The sequence below is a fragment of the Bacillus tuaregi genome (genome assembly GCF_900104575.1).
Classification (GTDB): Bacteria; Bacillota; Bacilli; order Bacillales; family Cytobacillaceae; genus Bacillus_BD; species Bacillus_BD tuaregi.
The window spans coordinates 192664-211575 of the sequence record NZ_LT629731.1 but is presented as its reverse complement, the minus strand read 5'-3'; the positions used below and the strand labels follow the sequence as shown (position 1 = coordinate 211575).

The window sequence follows — 18912 nt, the reverse complement described above, 5'->3', positions numbered from 1 at the left end:
GTTCACTCCAATACTCTGTTGCCTGCAGGCTCAGACAACTGCCTCGTGTAAGCCTGCAGTAGACCTTTTCCTCTTTTTATTATATCGGATTAATCTCATCGCATTTAATATAACGAGCAGGACACTTGCCTCATGAATAAACATACCGGAAGCCAGATGAACAGTCCCAGCTAACACACCCATCAACAGCACAAACACAGTAGCAACAGCAAAGTACGTATTTTGCTTCATATTGGCAATCGTTGCTTTTGAAAGGGAATAAGCATGTGACAGCTGTTCAAGCTTGTCCGCCATTAAAACGACATCAGCGGTTTCCATTGCTACATCTGTCCCGCCTTCTCCCATCGCCAAGCCAATATCAGCCGTTGCAATCGCCGGCGCATCATTAATTCCGTCTCCCGCCATGGCCACAACATGTCCTGCTTCTCGTAAGCTCTTTACATATTCTACTTTATTTTCCGGTAATAATTCGGCATGGTATTCATCAATACCAAGCTTTTCTGACACAAGTGCCGCCGTATGGCGATTGTCGCCGGTCAGCATGACAATTTTCTTAATACCGTTTTTCCTCATTTGCGCTAGCGCATCAGCAGCATCCTCACGAATTTGATCAGCAATCGAAATAATCCCAGCCAGCTTTCCATCTATCGCTGTAAAAATCGCCGTGTTGCCTGCCTTTTCCCGCTTTTCGGCATAGCTTGCCACTTCCTCTGAAATAGGAATGTTCTCACTGTCCATTAACTTGCGGTTGCCAACCGTTAAAGCACGGCCAGCTACGATCGCCGTAATCCCATTTCCCTTGATGACCTTGCCGCTCTCTAGCTGATCTTTCATGGTTAGCTTGCGGGCCTTCGCTTCTTTTACAATCGTCTGCCCTAAATGATGCTCCGAAATCGTTTCTGCCTGCGCTGTTAATTGCAGGAAGTCATTTTCTTTAATCGTTTGCTCAAACAGTTTGATGTCTGTGACCTCTGGCTTTCCTTTTGTCAATGTACCTGTTTTATCAAACACAAGCGTGTCAACCTTTGAGAAGGTATCCATCACTTCTCCGCCTTTGACAAGCACGCCGTTTTTGGCGCCATTGCCAATACCGGCTACGGTTGACACAGGGGCCCCAATTACCAAGGCTCCCGGACATGCAACGACAAGGAAGGTGATCGCTGTATGAAGGTCACGGGTTATCAGATAGACTAGCAGTGACAGAATAACGACGGACGGTGTGTAAATATTAGAAAACTTGTTGAGGAATTTCTCTGTCTTTGTCTTTGATTCCTGTGCTTCCTCGACCAGCTCGATAATTTTCGCAAAGGTCGTATCATCGCCGACCTTTTCCGCCTTTATTTCAAGATAGCCATTATCGACCATCGTGCCGCTAAACACCTTATCGTCTGTTTGCTTAGTCCGCGGTACGGATTCACCGGTAATCGCCGCTTCATTTAAGGACGCATGACCGGAAATCACCATTCCGTCCACTGGTACCTTGGCTCCTGAGCGGATCATGACCGTGTCGCCGACCACTACCTCTTCAACAGGGATACTCGTTTGCCGACCGTTTCGCAGGACGATTGCTTCCTGTGGTGCCATATCAACGAGCTCCTTAAGGGACGAGCGGGTTTTTTCCAGTGTCCGTTTTTCTAAATAATCGCCAAACAAGAATAGAAAGGTGACAACAGCTGATTCTGTATACTCTTGAATCACAAGGGCACCTATTACCGCAATCGCCACCAGTAATTCGATGCTAAAGGCTTTAAACCTTAGGGCTTGATAGGCTTTGATAAAAATAGGCACACTGGCGATGACGGTTGCTAGAATTAGAGCAGGTATTTTAATCGTAGCGCTGTCGGATAGTCCTGATACCATTCCTATGATAATAAGAATAAAAGAAACAGCTGTTAAATGAGGTTTGTGTTTGTTAATTGCTGCAATCATGAAGATTTCCTCCTAATTATTGAACGTACTCGATTTATACCCCAATAATAGACTGCTTTTCCTGAAAAAGAATTGACGGACGTCAAGATTGATTACCTTTTTTCGGAAAAAGAAAAAGACCCGTTATCACCAGCCTTGCTGTGGATACAGGTCTACTTTATAGTTCAATCCTCTATTATCCTATGATACCTTTGCCGATAAAACCTCATAGCCGAGCTTTTCAATTGTCTCCTCCAGCTTTGATGCTGCAATTTGGGCTTCATCAAATTCTGTTTTCACCTTACTGGAGTTAAATAGTACTTTAACAGATTCGACCCCTGCTGTTTTAGTCAGTGTGGATTCGATTTTTTTAATACAGGACGGGCATGTAAGAGGCTCTAGCTGAAATACTGCCTTTGTCATTATGAATTCCTCCTCGGATTGGTTATGTGTTTATTGTAGAAGAGTTTAGGTAGAAATAACTTGATAGATATCAAGTTTGGAGGAATTTTCAAGGTATTTGTTGGTTTACACACGTCCGTTTGCTTTGAATCATCCCCAACGGGCACTATCACACGCAAAAAAGAGGATAAACCCCAAACAGGTTCATCCCCTCTCCCTCTTATCCAAGTATCCGATTATACATGCTCTTTGCTGCTGTCATATCCTTCGTGCCGTGCACCAACGCGCGCCCGTCCTTGAAGATAACCATCCGTTCACCCTTCGTCTCCAGCGACAATAGATACGGATTGCCTTTTACCTCGTATCCTAGCGCCTTCAGCTGCGCCGCGAGCTCAGCGAGCCTGATGTCAAGCGGCTTCGGCGGGCGAACCTGGACTGTATCGCGACCGCATAAAACGGTTGATTTCGTTTGATTTTCTACATCCAAAAATGGAAACGTCGGACTCGCACCGCAGGACAAGCAGGAATCATCCTTTGCCTTTCCAACCTTCATGCTGGAATACTGATTCCGCCACAAGTCAAAGCTGACAAAGGCCGGTCTTACTGCCTCCCAATCCTCTACAAGAATTTTCATCGCTTCTGCTACCTGATGGGAAACCACCATCCCAACCGTCGGTGATATAATCCCAACCGTATCACAGGTCATCCCTTGAATCGGCAGCTTCTTCAGCAAACAATTTAAACAAGGCGTCTTTCCCGGCACAATCGTAAAGCACATCCCATAGCTGCCAACACAGGCACCGTAAATCCACGGAATCTGATACTTCTGCGAAATGTCATTAATCGCCAGTCTCGTTTCAAAGTTATCGGTAGCATCGATGATTAAATCCTTTCCAGACGCCAGCTCAGCAAGCTTCTCAGGATTTGCATCACCAATAAAGGAATGAATCTCAACATCTGAGTTGATCTCACGCAGACGTTTTTCGGCCGCAGCCGCCTTTGGCAGCTTCTCTGCCACATCTTGTTCCGTGTATAGCTGCTGGCGCTGCAAATTGCTTTCCTCGACATAATCACGGTCCACAATTGTCAGCGCGCCAACACCGGCTCTTGTCAGCATTTCTGCACTTCCTGAGCCAAGCGCGCCGGCACCAATCACCAGCACATGCTTCCGGCGAATCTTCTCCTGTCCTTCTTTCCCAATGGGGGAAAATAATGTTTGACGGGAATAACGTTCACTCATCCCGATCAACCTCCACTAACAGGAGGAATAAAGGCAATCGTGTCACCTTCCTTGATGACCTCATCATCGTCGGCGAACTCCTCATTTACGGCTGCCATTACCGCATCCAGCTTCTGAATCCCATAGGTCGAAGCCAGCTCCTGCTTCAATACAGCAATCGTCTTACCTGCTGCCTCTACTTCGACACTTTCCTGTCCAGCCTCATCACGTAAATGAGCAAAAAACAACACTTTATTCATGCAAATCAGCCTCCTCTGGTTTACCTGTTGGATAAGGGACTGTTTCCTTCTGGTTTCCAATCCATTCCTGACCGTCTTCCCAATGCTCTTTTTTCCAAATCGGAACAATTTCCTTGATTCTTTCAATCGCATAGCGATTTGCTTCATAGGCGTCCGCACGATGCGGCATGGAAACCGCAATCACAACCGCGACATCGGTAATATCAAGCTTTCCCACTCTGTGCGTGATAGCAACCTGTGCCCCCGGCCATTTTTCTCCAATTTCCTGTCCGATCTGCTCCAGCTTCTTGACTGCCATCGATTCGTAGGCTTCATATATAAGATAAAGAGTCTTCTTTCCGTGTGTCAGCTCTCGAACTGTTCCAATGAACGTGGTAATTGCGCCAGCTTCACGCTGGACCACCTTATCAATCACAGCCTGGATGTTAATCGGCTCTTTTGCTATTTCAAAATTCATCTATCCTACCTCCGCATAAAGTTAGTGGGGGCTTACAACAGGCAACAAGCGATGCCTAGCTGTACCAGCTTATAACAAATCCTGCAAACTGCAGGGACGCCGGAGGCACAGCACCCATCCGGCATCGTTTTTCACCAGCACTTTCAGCTTAACCTCTTTAGCTAAAATAAATCGGCTCCGGATGGTCCATCACGACATAGCCGCCGATGGCCTGTACGTCCTGCTTGAAGCTGTCGCTTTGAATGACCTCAATCAGCTTTTTCCCCTGCTCACTTTCGAAAAATTCCTTCGTCATTAATAAATCATAGCTCTCGTCTGAGACCGGTACGAAATCAAGCTCCATCGTTTTCGCAGCTGAATAGATGCCAAGCCCAACGGCTTTTTCATCAACCTTCACTTCGGCTGCAACGCTTAAATGGGAGAACATTTCCCGCTGATAGCCATTGATATTCTCTGACGACAAGCCCTCTTCCTTTAACAGCATATCAAATAGAATTCTCGTCCCTGCTCCTTTTTGCCGGTTAACAAAATGGGCATCCTTGTCAGCGATATCCTTCACCGTTTCAATTCCGAGCGGATTTCCCTTCGGCACAAACCAGCCCTGTTTTCTTTTTAAAAATGGATACAGAACCACTTTCTGTCCTGCTAAAAAGCGCTCAATATAGGAAATATTATACGTATTGGTCTCAGGGTCCAAGAGGTGTGTACCGGCAATATGGGCCTCGCCCTTCTTAATTGCCATAAGCCCAGCCATGCTGCCGACATGGGACGAAATAATTTTTGAATAGTAATCTTGTTCTTTTACATGCGACGACAATAGATCGATCGTTAAATCATGACTGCCGTTGAACACAATCGCCTGCTTGATTTCCGCTCTTGGCTTCAAGAGCTCAATTTCAACTGCTTCTCCCTGCTCATAGCCTAAGGAATGGGCCGGAATCAACAGCATGCCATCTGCTTTCACAAGGGACATCGTCACACCGGCCGCACGCGGTAATGGGTTAGCAATATACTCGCCCTTCACATAGCCGATGCTCATACGGATAAAATCCTCTGCCCCCATCGTACCGACAATCCGGCGACCCAGCTTGACCGTCAGCGTCTCCCGCTTCGGCACCGGAATCTGCAAGTAGTCACAAATTAACGGCTGAACAAACCATTCCAAATCTAAATAAGCCGAGACCGGATAGCCCGGCAAACCAATCACAATCTTATCCTTAATTCTTCCTAGAATCACTGGCTTACCAGGTCTTGTCGCAACCCCATGGGTAAAGACCTCGCCAAGCTCCTCGATAATATGAACGGTATAGTCCTCAGAGCCAGCAGAAGATCCGGCATTTATGATGACAAGATCTGAAGCCTCCACCGCCTCAAGCAGTGCCGCTTTAATTTCCTCCGGACGGTCTTTGACAATCGCTGAGAGCTTCGGCTCACCGCCCCATTCACGGATATAATTAGCCATCACAGAGCCGTTAAACTCAACCAATTTCCCTGGTGGCGTTTCTCCGTCTGGAAAGACCAGCTCATCACCTGTCGGAATGATGCTAACGACCGGCCTTTTGACAACTGGAAGCTCAATTCGCTGCGAGGCAAGAAGTACACCAATATCAACTGGACGGATTTTGTGCCCCTGTGGGAACAGCATTTCCTCCTGAATGATATCCTCGCCAATTGGACGGATATGCTGCCATGGAGAGGCAGGCTCAATAATTTCGACCGTCTCCTCATCCAGCTCGTCCACATGCTCAATCATGATAACCGCATTATATGGCGATGGAATCTCATTGCCTGTATTCACATACACAAAGCCTTCCCCCAGCTTCAACCTGACTGGATTTTGCTCGTGGGCTGAGAAGGTCTCCTCCGCTTTAACAGCAATTCCGTCCATGGCAGATGCATGGTAGTGCGGGTTGGACATTTTTGCAAAGACCGGATGGGCCGTCACACGTCCCAACGCTTGCGTGCTTGGTATCGTTTCCGTTACCCGCTCCGAGGTAAAACTGCGGAGCAGCACCTCTACAGCCTCCTGGCGCGGTGTATCCTGCAAATAGATTTTTCGTTTATATTTCTTCGTCATGTCTGTCACCTCACCCAAATAGTCTGACTGTCACAAGATCACCTTTTAAAACCCCTTCGCTCCGTGACGGGATTTCAATCAAGCCTTCACTTTTAACAAGCGTCGAAATCAAGCTTGATTTTCCGATGATTGGTTCAGCGTACCATTGATTATCCTGATAGATGAGGCGTGCTCGTATGTAATCACTGCGTCCCGGTGTGGAAGGCAAATTCTTAGTGACAATCGCTCTGGCGAGATTTTTCTCTTCTCGCACCCAGCCCTGCAGCTTATGTAAAATCGCCTTGCCGAATAAGTGGAAAATGACAATCGCTGATGCTGGATGTCCCGGCAGACCAATAATTGGTTTACCATTTGCCGAAGCAAGGATGGTTGGTTTCCCTGGCTTAATCGAAACACCGTGAACAAACACACCCGGCTCCCCAAGGGAATCTATCACATCAACAGAATAATCCTTCGTACCAACCGAACTTCCACCTGACAGGATCAAGCAGTCAACCTTCTCAAGCATTTCCTGCGCCTGTCTTTCCAGCTCCTCACGGCTGTCCTCGATAATGCCGCCATAAATAAACTCACAGCCCCACTCGGAAACAAGCGAGCCAATCGTGATCCCATTCATATCACGAACCTGCCCAATCTTCAGCTCCTTTGTTTCAATTGGGACAATTTCATCACCGGTGGAAAGATAACCGATGACAGGCTTTCGGTAGACCGGCACCTCTGTAATTCCCTGCGATGCCAAGGCACCTAGCTCCTGCGAGCGCAGCTTCATGCCTTTTGATAACAGCGGCTCACCTTCCCTTAAGTCCTCACCAATCGAGATGACATTTTCCCCTGGTGCCACCTGGCGATACAGATTCAAGAGCCCGCTTAAATCCTCACAGTGCTCAATCATCATTACGGCATCACTTGCATCTGGTAGCATCCCGCCTGTTGGCACATAAATGGCTTCACCGTCCGCTAGTGGTTTTTCCGGCTGTTCGCCCATCTTCACTTCACCGGCAACCGTTAGAAAGCCCGGCATATTTTCCGATGACCCGAAGGTATCCTTTGCCTTCACCGCATAGCCGTCCACAGAGGAACGACGGAAGGCCGGCACATTTTCCTTGACCGTTATATCCTCGGCCAATATGTAATGAAGCGCTTCATACAGAGGCCTCGTTTCGGTTTCCGTTAAAGGCTTAATCATTTCCTCAATCAGAGAAAAGGTTTCCTCTACTGTTTTGACTTGAAAAAATTTCACCGTATCTCACTACCCATCTTTTTAGACATAGTCAAATTCGCTCGTCGAATTTGCGTCCGGACTTTTACCCGAGCTCGCTCCGGTAAAAGTCCGAGATATCCGCCGGAGGCTTACCTTCATTCAGCCGTTGTTTCCCCCCGCTGAACCTATGACCCCTTTGCATTCATCTCCCAAATGCAGAAGTGGAGGACTTCTGCTGAATGAAGGTAAAAGCCCTTTCATATTCATCACGGTCATTCATATTAAAAAAGTAAAGCTCCTCATCCTGAAGACCTAGTGACTGTAATAAATCATTCTTTACTATTTTAACATGAATACTATGTAAAAAGTGTCTGATACGCAGTTGGTTTTCCTCGAGGGATTTTTTCACCACCGGGCAGACATCCTTTCGATACGCCGCAAAAAGCGGATGCAGCTGCCCGGATATCTCCGGAACAGCTGCTTGGTATTCCTCAAGGCAGGATAATAAATACCGCCCTAGCTCAACAGAAATAAACGGCATATCACAGGCAACTATGAGGTTATGCTCTGTTTTTGAAGCAGACAGACCGGCCTCAATCCCGGCAAGAGGTCCCATTCCCTTCCATTTGTCCTCTGTCATGGGCAGGTGCAGGAATTGGTAGTCACTAGGTGTATTCGTCACAAGGAGAAGCTCATCTGCTACTCTATGTAGACTTTCTACGATTCCTTCAATGACGGTTTTTCCATTTAGCTCAAGCAGGGCCTTGTTCGTCCCCATTCGGCTTGATTTTCCTCCTGCAAGGATGATTGCCGTTGTCTTCACTTCTGTTCACCTCTTAATGCTTATTGTTCTCCATCAATCCATAGCCGTTTTCCTGTGCAATATAATCTAAATGGATCGTTTGTAGATCCAGGATTTCCGGTGCTGGCACTTCCATCAGCTTACGTTTATCAATGACTTTAGTATACCCTTTACATGATTTGCATGCATAAATTTCCGCACGCTCATCCTCTTCAAGCTTTAATACCACTACCTCACCCTGGGCATCTGAGCCGCAGTGGGCACAGGCGATTTTCTTCTGCTCCCATGACGTATGACAGCGCGGGCAAAGCAGCTCTTTTTTTCCATCCTTATTGATAAGAGCGAGACGTGCCGGTTCACCGCAGCACGGGCAGCTGCCATGATGTCCTTGCTTTGGAAGCTCCTCTGAAAGCTCTAGAGCTGCCTTTTGCAGATAGGGACGAACGGCATGCTCTGCCGCGAATAATGGCAACCACTCAGGTACGTTGTTTTTCTCAGCCCAATCAGCAAAATAATACGTATTGACCATCATGGCTTCATTAAACCATTTTTCTAATGTTTCATCATCTAACAAGGCTTCAATTCTAGTTAAATCGTCCATTAATTCCGCTTTATTTTCTTTTACCACTTCAAAAAGCCCCAGTAAAAATGAATGATAATCCTTTTCAGTAAACTCTACTTCAACCTGTGGAAGAAGCGGATACTGCTTTCCCTCCATTTTCCCTTTTTTCACAATCGTTTGCTGTGATAGAGCTCTCATCCACTCTTCATATAAGGCGGTAATTTTCTCTTGAAGCTTCATGTATTCTGGATTGATTATTTCTGTTTTCATCTATCTTTCACCCCATAATAGTTGTAGGAACCAAAAAAAGCGGGCTGCCTCATTTGCTAGCCTGACCCCACACAGGAACATATCTAGACCATCCGAGACTGGCTGATTACTAGATATTGTATTGTGGGGGTCTGACTATACTTTCTTCTGAGTCAGCCTCGCTTTCTTTATCATAATTTCTTTATTCTCTTTCTAAGCTAACTAGATATAGGTTTATTATGCACCTTTTGGTGGTTTATTTTCACCATCTAGCTTTTTATCTTCTTCAACGATTTCGTTATACCAGTTTTCGTGATGGTGCTTCACATATTCCTCAGAAACCCAACCAGTTGCCATACCTTCTAATGATGGCTTTGATGAAGGATTAGCACTTGATAGATAAATATGACCAACTACCACCATTAGTGATAAACCTAAAGCAATATTGTGCATCGGATATGACCAGTCAATCATCCATCCTGGGAAGTAGCCTGGGAACCACATCACAACACCTGAAGCAACGAACATAAAGAAGGTGGCAATTTGCATTAAGGAGTTTAGCTTTTCACCGCCACTGATGAAATCCTGCGGTGGATTTTTTACCTTCATGCCGAACATATCAAATGGGAAGTTCATTAAATACTTAATGTCATGCTTGCCCCATTTAAAGGCACTCTTTAACCAATGGAACATGCTCTTTCTATCAAAGATCAGCATATAGATTGGCATAACCACAAAGATTACGGCTGCAATTCTATGGATGATACGAGCGTATGCTGGTCCGCCGAATAAGATATACAGCCAATCAAAGAACTCCGTGTACATCGCTAATCCTGTTAAATAGAGGATAAAGTAGGATAACGCATATCCCCAGTGAAAGATTTGGAAATGAACGGTGAATCGTTTCACCTTACCATCTTTTATTTTTCGCTTTTCCTTGTTCTTCATCATGCTGACAAGCTGCATAATATTATCCTTCATGATGGTCGTCACCTTCCTTTCCTCTATTCTTCAGTTTCAGCGCACCCTGTACAGCTAATGCACTAAGCACACCAAAGGTTGTTGCACCAACTGCCAGCTTACCTAACGGCTGTGCCCAATCCTTCCAAATTACCTGCGAAAGCTTCGCCTGCGGATCCTCTGGAAGGCCGTATACTGACGGCTTTTCTGCTAAAAGATAAATCGTATTGGTTCCGTCAATTCCTTGCGGATTATAAATATTTGCGTTTGGATAACGTTCTTTTACCTTTGCTAAGCGGGCTTCCGCATCGCGAAGAACTTCTTCCTTTTTATCAAATACAAGACAATCTGTATGACAAGCCGTGACACAGGCAGGCTGTAGTCCATTTTCAAGACGGCTTGTACAAAGGTCACATTTCTGGGCTAGGCGGTATTCCTTCCCCTTCTTATCCTTGTAGGTAGCCAGCTGAATAACATCAAAGTAGCAGCCCTGTACACAATAGCCGCAGCCCACGCATTTGTCATGGTCAATGACGACTGAGCCGAACTTCGTCGTGCTGATGGCATCCTCAGGACAGGCCTTCTCACAGCCCGCAACATTACAGTGCAGGCAAGCAGCGTGACGGAACAGCCAGTCAAAGCTGCCGTCACTTCTTTCATGCTCATCATAGGTAATAATATTCCAAGTATTAGCTGTTAGCTTCTCATGTGACTGGATACTGCCTTGGAATTCCTCAGGCTCTGCTGGGAGGTCATTCCAGTTTTTACAGGCAACCATACAGGCACGACAGCCATCACATTTGGTTACGTCAACAAATTTTACATAATCAGCCATTATTTCGCCCTCCTTACATCACAAAGGAACGCTTTATATTCAGGGATAAACGAGTTAGCATCCCCAATATGTGGAGTTATCCTGTTGGCAGAAGCACCTGTTGCAATTCCTTTATAGCCGAACTGCCATGGCATACCAATATGGTGAACGGTTTTTCCTTTTAGCTTAAATGGCTTAAAGCGTTTCGTTACCATTGCATAGGCCTCAATTTCACCACGAGCAGATGAAACCATTACTTTATCCTTATTCGAGATGCCCTTTTCCTTCGCTAATTCCTCACTGATTTCAATGAACATATGTGGAACAAGCTCTGCAAGCCATGGAACATTTCGTGTCATCGAGCCTGTCTGCCAGTGCTCAGATACACGGTAGGTTGTGGCAATAATCGGGAATTTCTCAAATTCACCTTTTGCTTCTAGTTTCTTTTCCCCAAATTGAACGGCTGGATTAAATTGAGTTTTAGAGATTTGATTATCTAATGGGTATTCCCATGGCTCATAATGCTCAGGGAATGGACCCTCATTCATTTTAGCTGAGAATAAATCTCCTTTTCCTGTCTCCTGCATGATGAATGGATCATTAAAGGTCGGATCATCCGGACCTTTTGTCGCAGCAAAGTCTGGTACATCATAGCCGGTCCATTTTCCTTGCAGGGCATCCCACTCAATACCCACACGATGAGAGTTCCAAGCCTTACCATTAAGGTCAGCACTTGCACGGTTATAAAGAATACGTCTGTTCATTGGCCATGCATAGGACCAATTTAAGAAGTTACTCATACCTTCATTCTTGTTATCACGGCGTTTTGATAGGTTACCAGATTCCGGGTAGAAGCCGCAGTAAATCCAGTTACCACAAACCGTTGAGCCGTCTTCCTTTAGGTTTCCAAAGCCATTAATCTGCTGTTTCGTTACTGCATCATAGCCATTAATTTCACGACAAACTAAATCAATATCAGGGTGATGTCCTGGGCCATAATTCCAAGTCAATGCCTTCATAGGTGTATCTGCAGGCTTTGTACTATTGGCATAGGCCTCTTTCAGACGAACAGCAATTTCATGTGTAATTTCTAAGTCAGCCTTTGAATGGCCTTTTGGCGGAAGCGCCTGCCAGCGATACTGCATCCAGCGGCCTGAGTTTGTTACAGAGCCGTCTTTTTCATAGGAAGAACATGCTGGTAGGAAAATAACCTCTGTTTGAATCGATGCTGGGTCAGAACCTGCTTCTTTTTGCCAGAATGCAGAGGTTTCTGTTTCCATCAAGTCAATGGCAACCATCCATTTAAGATTGGCTAATGACTTTTGTGACTGACCTGAGTTTGGTCCACCCACAACTGGATTAGAACCATACAGGATTAAGCCTTCCAGCTCTTTATTAAACATAGAATCAAATAATCTTAAATAAGAATAGTTTCTACCTGCTGCAATTTTTGGCATATAGTGATAGCCGAATTCATTTTCAGCCGTTGCACTATCCCCGTAGAATGATTTCAGCATACTGGTGAAAAACTTAGGGTTATTTGTTTTAAAACCTGACTTCGGCGTAATCCGATCTAGGAACGCTTGGTATGTTGTATCATTTGATGTTGGTACGTCCATATAGCCTGGTACGTTATGATAAAGAAGTCCAAAGTCTGTTGAGCCTTGAACGTTTGATTCACCGCGAAGTGCGTTCACACCGCCGCCAGAGATTCCAATATTTCCTAACAATAATTGCAGAATGGCATAGATACGGATATTTTGCGAACCAACTGTATGCTGTGTTCCACCCATTGCATAAAGGATCGTACCTGCTTTACCTACTTCTCCTGATGCCGCAAAGATTTCACATACCTTTAAATACGTCTCTTTGTCAGTACCTGTAATGCCAATAACCGTGTCCACATCATAGCGTGAATAATGCTTTTTCATTAGCTGGAATACACAGCGTGGGTCCTGTAACGTTGGATCCTTTAGAACATTGCCTTCCTCATCCAATTTATAGGCCCATTTTGTCTTATCATATTTTCTTGTTTTTTCATCATAGCCGCTGAACATTCCATCCTCAAAGGAGAAGCTGTCATCGACAATCAAGGCTGCATTCGTATAGTTTGCAACATATTCTTGATGATAAAGATTGTTTTCAATAATATAGTTAATCATCCCGCCCACAAACGGAATATCTGAGCCTGAACGAAGCTGACCATAAATATCAGACATTTGCGCTGTTCTTGTGTAACGCGGGTCAATCGTAATCAGCTTGGCTCCCTTCTCCTGTGCCTTTGAAATCCATCTGAAGCTAATCGGATGGTTTTCAGCTGGATTCGAACCTAAAACTAATAAAACATCTGCATATTGAAGATCATTCCAGTGGTTTGTCATTGCGCCACGACCAAATGTAGGTGCCAGACCGGCAACCGTTGAGCTATGTCATATTCGGGCCTGGTGCTCAATAAAGGATAACCCTAAACCAGCACGGAATAATTTATGATTTAAATGACATTCTTCATTATCTAGTGCTGCTCCGCCAAGATATGCAATATTATCTAAACGATTGACCACAACACCATTTTCTTGATGGATCATGCCTCTGTCACGTGATTCTTTAATATTTTTTACGACCTTCTCGTAAGCAAACTCCCAATCTACTTCTTCCCATTTGTCACTGCCTGGTGCGCGGTACAATGGTGTTGTAATCCGCTTCTCTGTTGTGTATAACTGACGAATGGTTGTCCCTTTACTGCAAAGGGTCCCTTCATTGATAGGATGATCAGGGTCACCCTCTGTGTAAATCACATCATCCTTGCTTGCATATACAAGTATGCCGCAACCAACTGAACAATATGGACAAATGGTTGGTGTTGGTGTTAATTCAGCAATTTTAAATGAGCCTGAAGCCGCTTTTGCTTGTTTATCATCAAACCCAAGCTCAACAACTGCCAACGTTGCTGCCATGGCACCAGATATCTTTAGAAACTGCCTTCTGGTTACTTCCATGCTTCTTTTCCCCCTAACTTGATGTACCTCATAGTAGTAGTTACAATAGAACCTCTTATGGTAAAACCTATTTATGGTAAAACCCTTTTTATGGTAGAACCCTTAGATTAGGTTGAGTACCCACCTGCTCTGTCACATCATCAATAACCCTGCCCTTTGATGTATAGACAATCGCCATTTTGCCTCGTAGATAACCGACTAGCTCGATATTTAAATATTTAGCCAGCTGGATGGCCTGCTTTGTTGCCGCCGTCCTAGAGCCAATAATGGAAAAACCAAATTTAGCAGCCTTCGAAAGCATTTCATAGGATACTCTTCCGGTCGTCAACAGGACTAAATTCTTTGGATCTAATCCCTGTCTAATACCATGACCAATGACCTTGTCGACTGCATTATGGCGCCCGATATCCTCACGAATCACCATTTCTCCGTCTTCATGGACGATACAAGCTCCATGCATGCCGCCTGTTTCTATATAAAGGGGGGAATTTTTGGCAAATTCCGCCCGTTTTTTTAGTAAAACACTCAGCCTATATGTTTTTTGACTCTGAACCTTCGAGAAGGTTTTGACATCTGTCATGGAAAAGAAGGTTACTCCTCTTCCACAGCCTGCCGTATAATGCTTTTTCTTCGTAAGCATTTTCTCAGCATCGAATGCATTGTCTAACACAACACGAATCGCTCCAAAATCCGAATCGATTTGAAGCGACTGAATATCATCCCTATGTTCGATCAAGCCCTCAGAGTACATATAGCCATAAGCCCAGTCCTCTAAATCCTGATTGGTTAATTGAAATACTGCCACCTCATATCCATTTACAATAAGCGTAATCGGATATTCCTCAGGACAACTCTTTCTGTGCATTCCCCTCACCTCTTTCATTCATTTTTCAAATGAAATGGGTTACCCCTTTAGCCGCTTATAAAAAGTAAAACGCTTTCATTCACTTAACCTATAAGATATAGTCAATTACCAGGGTTCCTATTTATCTATTAGATTCCATACCTTATTATTTTGTAATAGTGTATAGATGCTTTAAAGGAATCCCATACCACTATCCTAATCCCATTTTCCTGCCCGGACAGTAACTTTTATCACCATAAAAATGGCATTTATGAATTTCTTGTGAACATTTCACTGTTATTCATAAGTTTTCTCACTTATTTAAAACGTTAATAAATAGCATGGGAATGATTGTCCCTGGGCAATTTATTGTTATAATGAATAGGTAAAATCCTTCGCTGAAGGAAAGGATAAAAATTTATGGCATTTTGTCGAAAGTTAGCAGGTTTGGCACACACTGGTCCCTTGTCAGACAGCTTGCTCGAAGCAAACTTTACAGCATGGGAGGAATAATGATGACTTTGAAAAAGGCTTTAACGATAGCCGGCTCTGATACAAGCGGCGGTGCCGGTATTCAAGCAGATTTAAAAACGTTCCAGGAGCTTGGCGTATATGGAATGACCGCTCTGACGGTTATTGCTACAATGGACCCAAATCATAACTGGAGCCACGGCGTATTCCCGATTGAAATCGAAGTGTTGGAAAAGCAATTGGACACAGCCCTATCAGTCGGCATCGATGCGGTTAAAACAGGGATGCTCGCTACAGTAGAAACCGTAGAAACAGCTGCTAGACGGATTAAAGAATCCGGAATTCAAAATGTGGTCATTGATCCTGTTATGGTATGTAAAGGAGAAGACGAGGTCCTGAATCCTGAAGTGGCTGGTGCTCTCCGCAGTGTTCTGACACCACTTGCCACCGTTGTGACACCGAATCTTTTTGAGGCAAGCCAGCTGGCACAAACAGCCCCTATCCAAAACGTCGATGACATGAAGGCCGCTGCGGTAAAGATTCATGAGCTTGGTGCTAAATATGTCATGATTAAGGGCGGAAGTAAATTACATACGGAAAAAGCGGTTGATGTCTTATTTGACGGCAAAGACTTCACCATTTATGAAAGCGAAAAAATTAATACCCCTTATACTCATGGTGCTGGCTGTACCTTCTCTGCGGCTATTACAGCTGAGCTAGCAAAGGGTAAAACAGTTCTGGAAGCGATTGAGGTGGCAAAGGACTTTATTACAGAAGCCATCCGTCATGGCTGGAAGCTGAATGAATATGTGGGACCAACTATGCATGGTGCCTACCGTCTATACGGTGCTGGTCGTCAGGAAGCAGCGCATTTGACAAAATAGTTTCTTTTCAAGGTGTCTTTATGCCACAGACGAGGCGGATGACACCTTTCTTGCACACCCATTTGTAACCCTTTTCACATTAGGCTGGTCATAAAGGAGCGATTGTAATGGCAGAAAGATTCAAAGCACTAATTGTTGATAAACATGAAGCAGATTTCCGCGTATCGGTTAATGAGCTTACACTACAGGATTTACCGGAGGCTGACGTCCTGATCAAGGTAGCCTATTCCAGCATTAACTATAAGGATGGACTGGCCTCGACACCAGATGGAAAAATTGTCCGCTCCTACCCATTTGTACCTGGTATTGATTTAACAGGTACGGTCGTAGCTTCCTCAGACCCCCGTTTCCAGGAGGGTGATGAAGTCATTGCGACAAGCTATGAAATTGGCGTATCGCATTATGGTGGCTACAGCGAGTATGCTCGAATTCCAGGCGACTGGATTGTTCCGCTTCCTGAGGGACTTTCTTTGAAAGAGGCCATGGTCTATGGCACAGCCGGTTTAACTGCAGCCCTTTCGATACAGAGACTTGAGGACAACGGAGTGACTCCTGAGAAAGGCAAGGTTCTTGTAACAGGAGCCACCGGCGGAGTTGGCAGCTTAGCTGTTTCAATGCTTGCTAAATTGGGCTATAAAGTGGTCGCAAGCACAGGCAAAGAATCTGAGCATGAATTCCTGCATAAGCTTGGTGCTTCAGAGGTGGTTACCCGTGAAGACGTACATAATGGCAAAATTAAAGCACTTGATAAGCAGCTATGGGCGGCTGCCGTGGACCCTGTCGGCGGGGAAACACTCGCTGCAATCCTAAGCAAGATCACTTACGGCGGCTCTGTGGCTGTCAGCGGTTTAACCGGCGGCGGCAATGTTCCAACCTCCGTCTTTCCGTTTATTCTGCGCGGGGTTAACCTCCTTGGGATTGACTCGGTCTACTGTCCAATGGAGATTCGGAAAAGAGTTTGGGACCGCATGGCGACCGACCTAAAGCCGGAGAACTTGCTCCAATCCATACAAAAGGAAATTACGCTTGAAGAGCTTCCAGAGCATCTACCGATTCTATTAAAGGCCCAGGCTCGCGGACGTATATTAGTGAAAATGTAATGACTTGCGACAGTCCTTCATCTATGTGATGAAGGGCTTTTTTTATTTTTTGCGTAATTACGAACATTAGAATACAAGCTTAAAATTTCGCTTTTCTGTCACATTTTTAGTAAGATAAAAATATCGTTTTTTTATGAACCATTTTCGGAAAAGGAAAGGAGGCTTGTCATTATGGAACCGGTAATCGTAGAAGCAGTCCAAGAGGAAATTGACAGATTGGCAAACCAGGATATCTATCTTCATCTTGAAACAACGGCTGGTGCATATGCCTCGCATTTCGATGAAAAGGTCTTCTCCTCTGGAGCTTTTATCCGCAATGCACTCGTTCAATATGAAAGAGGGAAAATTGCTGGAACAGGTCCATCCTACCGGGTCGGCCTCAAATTGGCGATTGGCTGGATTTATGCAGAAGGTATTACCCATTTTGAAGTGGACTCAGAGGGAAGACTGCTACTAGCAGGTCACGACTACCAAGGAAAACTGGCCGTTTGCCTTGAAATTAGCACCACTCCCTTTGCCTAAATAACCGCTCGCATAAAGGCGATTTTGTCGCCATAACGTAACGAATATAACCCCCTACGGCGGAGCTAAATAATAAAAGTAAGGAGAAGGATCGAATGGATAAAATGGAAAAAGAACAGCATGTTTTGGTTGTTCTTCCCCACCCTGACGACGAAGCCTTTGGCGCGTCCGGAACCATTGCCGCTCATATTGCAAATGGAACCCCTGTCACCTATGCATGTTTAACGCTTGGTGAAATGGGACGAAATCTTGGCGACCCTCCATTTGCTACAAGGGAGTCATTGCCGCTGATTCGTAAACAAGAGCTGCAGAATGCTGCCAACGTACTTGGGATTCAGGATTTAAGAATGCTGGGATATCGTGATAAAACGGTTGAATTCGAAGATGTTGAAAAGCTGATTCACGACTTCACATCGATTATTGAAGAGGTAAACCCAACGCTTGTCATTAGCTTTTATCCAGGCTATGCTGTCCATCCCGATCATGATGCGACAGGCGCGGCCGTTGTCAAAACACTTGAACGAATTCCAGAAAACAAACGACCTAAGCTGCACTGCCTTGCCTTTTCACACGGCTGTGAAGAGGAAATCGGCCAAGCAGATATCGTGTATGATGTGAGCAAGGTAGCACAGACGAAAATGGATGCGATCCTATCACATGCCTCACAGGCACAATTGATGGTAGCAGATATGAAGGAAAGATATAACCAAGGCGATATCGAAGTCATAACGAGAATGAATACGGAGCGTTTTTGGACTTATAAATTCTAATCAAAATGGGGCTGTCATAAAGACAACCCCATTTTTTTCATATACAGTGCACTTATGCTTCTTTAAAATATTGAATCAATCAGTTCTTAAATCCTAAACGTAAATGCTGCTTCAATTGATTGATTTCCGGCTTAATCGGTGCCAGTGTGATGGAGGATAAAAAGTTGACAGAGCTTTCAATCGCTAGTTTATCCTGCTGCTTTCCTACCAATGCTTCGAGTCGATCCAGGATTTCAAAGCTTTTCATAATTTTACTATTACGGACAGGCATCGTTTCAAGCTTTACTCTTATTGTATTTAATAAATTACCAACCTCTGTGTCATTCTTCTTCATCATGGACCCTACTCCTTCCCAAATCAAGAACGTTAATGGTAATCTTGAAAATAAAATATTTTGATTTACATTATACAAGG

Annotated in this window: 18 protein-coding genes; 4 read left to right on the top strand and 14 right to left on the bottom strand. The window is 44.8% G+C overall.

Annotated elements, in window-relative coordinates:
* Positions 1-30 precede the first annotated feature (30 nt).
* The 13 genes from BQ5321_RS03375 to fdhD form a co-directional block, all read right to left on the bottom strand.
* Positions 31-1929 carry a heavy metal translocating P-type ATPase gene (locus BQ5321_RS03375; protein ID WP_071393215.1) on the bottom strand — a complete coding sequence of 633 codons (1899 nt, stop codon included), beginning with the start codon at positions 1927-1929 and terminating at the stop codon, positions 31-33.
* A 180-nt stretch (positions 1930-2109) separates the two neighbouring features.
* A complete protein-coding gene (locus BQ5321_RS03370) occupies positions 2110-2331 on the bottom strand; it encodes a heavy-metal-associated domain-containing protein (RefSeq protein ID WP_071393214.1) in 222 nt (73 codons plus the stop codon).
* 199 nt (positions 2332-2530) lie between these two features.
* A complete protein-coding gene (locus BQ5321_RS03365; RefSeq protein ID WP_071393213.1) occupies positions 2531-3550 on the bottom strand; it encodes a thiazole biosynthesis adenylyltransferase ThiF in 1020 nt (339 codons plus the stop codon).
* Between the two features lie 5 nt (positions 3551-3555).
* Positions 3556-3789 (bottom strand): molybdopterin converting factor subunit 1, encoded by a 234-nt coding sequence (gene moaD, locus BQ5321_RS03360; RefSeq protein ID WP_071393212.1) that lies wholly within the window; start codon positions 3787-3789, stop codon positions 3556-3558.
* Entirely contained in the window at positions 3782-4246 is a 465-nt protein-coding gene (locus BQ5321_RS03355) for a molybdenum cofactor biosynthesis protein MoaE (protein WP_071393211.1), read from the bottom strand. Before BQ5321_RS03355 ends, moaD begins: the two co-directional genes overlap by 8 nt.
* Positions 4247-4403: 157 nt before the next feature.
* Positions 4404-6323: a molybdopterin biosynthesis protein gene (locus BQ5321_RS03350; RefSeq protein WP_071396758.1), complete on the bottom strand. Its 1920-nt coding sequence runs from the start codon at positions 6321-6323 to the stop codon at positions 4404-4406.
* A gap of 10 nt (positions 6324-6333) precedes the next feature.
* Positions 6334-7563, bottom strand: coding sequence for a molybdopterin molybdotransferase MoeA (locus BQ5321_RS03345; protein WP_071393210.1), 1230 nt, complete (start codon positions 7561-7563; stop codon positions 6334-6336).
* A gap of 163 nt (positions 7564-7726) precedes the next feature.
* Positions 7727-8347, bottom strand: a complete 621-nt coding sequence (gene mobA / locus BQ5321_RS03340) for a molybdenum cofactor guanylyltransferase (protein WP_071393209.1) — start codon at positions 8345-8347, stop codon at positions 7727-7729.
* Positions 8348-8360: 13 nt separating this feature from the next.
* Positions 8361-9158, bottom strand: a complete 798-nt coding sequence (locus BQ5321_RS03335) for a formate dehydrogenase accessory protein FdhE (protein ID WP_071393208.1) — start codon at positions 9156-9158, stop codon at positions 8361-8363.
* 216 nt (positions 9159-9374) lie between these two features.
* Positions 9375-10118 carry a formate dehydrogenase subunit gamma gene (locus BQ5321_RS03330; protein WP_234978348.1) on the bottom strand — a complete coding sequence of 248 codons (744 nt, stop codon included), beginning with the start codon at positions 10116-10118 and terminating at the stop codon, positions 9375-9377.
* Positions 10108-10932 carry a 4Fe-4S dicluster domain-containing protein gene (locus BQ5321_RS03325; protein ID WP_071393207.1) on the bottom strand — a complete coding sequence of 275 codons (825 nt, stop codon included), beginning with the start codon at positions 10930-10932 and terminating at the stop codon, positions 10108-10110. The genes BQ5321_RS03330 and BQ5321_RS03325 overlap by 11 nt, the downstream gene beginning before the upstream one ends.
* On the bottom strand, positions 10932-13907 hold the full coding sequence (gene fdnG / locus BQ5321_RS03320) for a formate dehydrogenase-N subunit alpha (protein WP_139187753.1): 2976 nt from the start codon (positions 13905-13907) through the stop codon (positions 10932-10934). The genes BQ5321_RS03325 and fdnG overlap by 1 nt, the downstream gene beginning before the upstream one ends.
* Positions 13908-13995: 88 nt before the next feature.
* A complete protein-coding gene (fdhD, locus tag BQ5321_RS03310) occupies positions 13996-14772 on the bottom strand; it encodes a formate dehydrogenase accessory sulfurtransferase FdhD (protein ID WP_071393204.1) in 777 nt (258 codons plus the stop codon).
* 494 nt (positions 14773-15266) lie between these two features.
* On the opposite strand from fdhD, the gene pdxK reads away from it, so the two are divergent.
* The 4 genes from pdxK to bshB2 all read left to right on the top strand — a co-directional run bounded on the left by pdxK (position 15267) and on the right by bshB2 (position 18498).
* On the top strand, positions 15267-16106 hold the full coding sequence (gene pdxK / locus BQ5321_RS03305) for a pyridoxine/pyridoxal/pyridoxamine kinase (RefSeq protein WP_071393203.1): 840 nt from the start codon (positions 15267-15269) through the stop codon (positions 16104-16106).
* A gap of 107 nt (positions 16107-16213) precedes the next feature.
* Positions 16214-17206 (top strand): NADPH:quinone oxidoreductase family protein, encoded by a 993-nt coding sequence (locus tag BQ5321_RS03300; RefSeq protein WP_071393202.1) that lies wholly within the window; start codon positions 16214-16216, stop codon positions 17204-17206.
* A 171-nt stretch (positions 17207-17377) separates the two neighbouring features.
* Positions 17378-17728: a YojF family protein gene (locus tag BQ5321_RS03295; protein WP_071393201.1), complete on the top strand. Its 351-nt coding sequence runs from the start codon at positions 17378-17380 to the stop codon at positions 17726-17728.
* A 104-nt stretch (positions 17729-17832) separates the two neighbouring features.
* Positions 17833-18498, top strand: coding sequence for a bacillithiol biosynthesis deacetylase BshB2 (bshB2, locus tag BQ5321_RS03290; protein ID WP_071396756.1), 666 nt, complete (start codon positions 17833-17835; stop codon positions 18496-18498).
* A 79-nt stretch (positions 18499-18577) separates the two neighbouring features.
* Here bshB2 and BQ5321_RS03285 read toward each other — a convergent pair whose 3' ends face one another.
* Positions 18578-18835 (bottom strand): hypothetical protein, encoded by a 258-nt coding sequence (locus BQ5321_RS03285; RefSeq protein WP_071393200.1) that lies wholly within the window; start codon positions 18833-18835, stop codon positions 18578-18580.
* Positions 18836-18912 lie beyond the last annotated feature (77 nt).

Bases quoted from the DNA above. Each gene is read 5' to 3' on its own strand.
- BQ5321_RS03375 (WP_071393215.1), bottom strand. From the start codon at position 1,929: ATGATTGCAGCAATTAACAAACACAAACCTCATTTAACAGCTGTTTCT.
- BQ5321_RS03370 (WP_071393214.1), bottom strand. From the start codon at position 2,331: ATGACAAAGGCAGTATTTCAGCTAGAGCCTCTTACATGCCCGTCCTGT.
- BQ5321_RS03365 (WP_071393213.1), bottom strand. From the start codon at position 3,550: ATGAGTGAACGTTATTCCCGTCAAACATTATTTTCCCCCATTGGGAAA.
- moaD (WP_071393212.1), bottom strand. From the start codon at position 3,789: ATGAATAAAGTGTTGTTTTTTGCTCATTTACGTGATGAGGCTGGACAG.
- BQ5321_RS03355 (WP_071393211.1), bottom strand. From the start codon at position 4,246: ATGAATTTTGAAATAGCAAAAGAGCCGATTAACATCCAGGCTGTGATT.
- BQ5321_RS03350 (WP_071396758.1), bottom strand. From the start codon at position 6,323: ATGACGAAGAAATATAAACGAAAAATCTATTTGCAGGATACACCGCGC.
- BQ5321_RS03335 (WP_071393208.1), bottom strand. From the start codon at position 9,158: ATGAAAACAGAAATAATCAATCCAGAATACATGAAGCTTCAAGAGAAA.
- BQ5321_RS03330 (WP_234978348.1), bottom strand. From the start codon at position 10,118: ATGAAGGATAATATTATGCAGCTTGTCAGCATGATGAAGAACAAGGAA.
- BQ5321_RS03325 (WP_071393207.1), bottom strand. From the start codon at position 10,932: ATGGCTGATTATGTAAAATTTGTTGACGTAACCAAATGTGATGGCTGT.
- fdhD (WP_071393204.1), bottom strand. From the start codon at position 14,772: ATGCACAGAAAGAGTTGTCCTGAGGAATATCCGATTACGCTTATTGTA.
- pdxK (WP_071393203.1), top strand. From the start codon at position 15,267: ATGACTTTGAAAAAGGCTTTAACGATAGCCGGCTCTGATACAAGCGGC.
- BQ5321_RS03300 (WP_071393202.1), top strand. From the start codon at position 16,214: ATGGCAGAAAGATTCAAAGCACTAATTGTTGATAAACATGAAGCAGAT.
- BQ5321_RS03295 (WP_071393201.1), top strand. From the start codon at position 17,378: ATGGAACCGGTAATCGTAGAAGCAGTCCAAGAGGAAATTGACAGATTG.
- bshB2 (WP_071396756.1), top strand. From the start codon at position 17,833: ATGGAAAAAGAACAGCATGTTTTGGTTGTTCTTCCCCACCCTGACGAC.
- BQ5321_RS03285 (WP_071393200.1), bottom strand. From the start codon at position 18,835: ATGATGAAGAAGAATGACACAGAGGTTGGTAATTTATTAAATACAATA.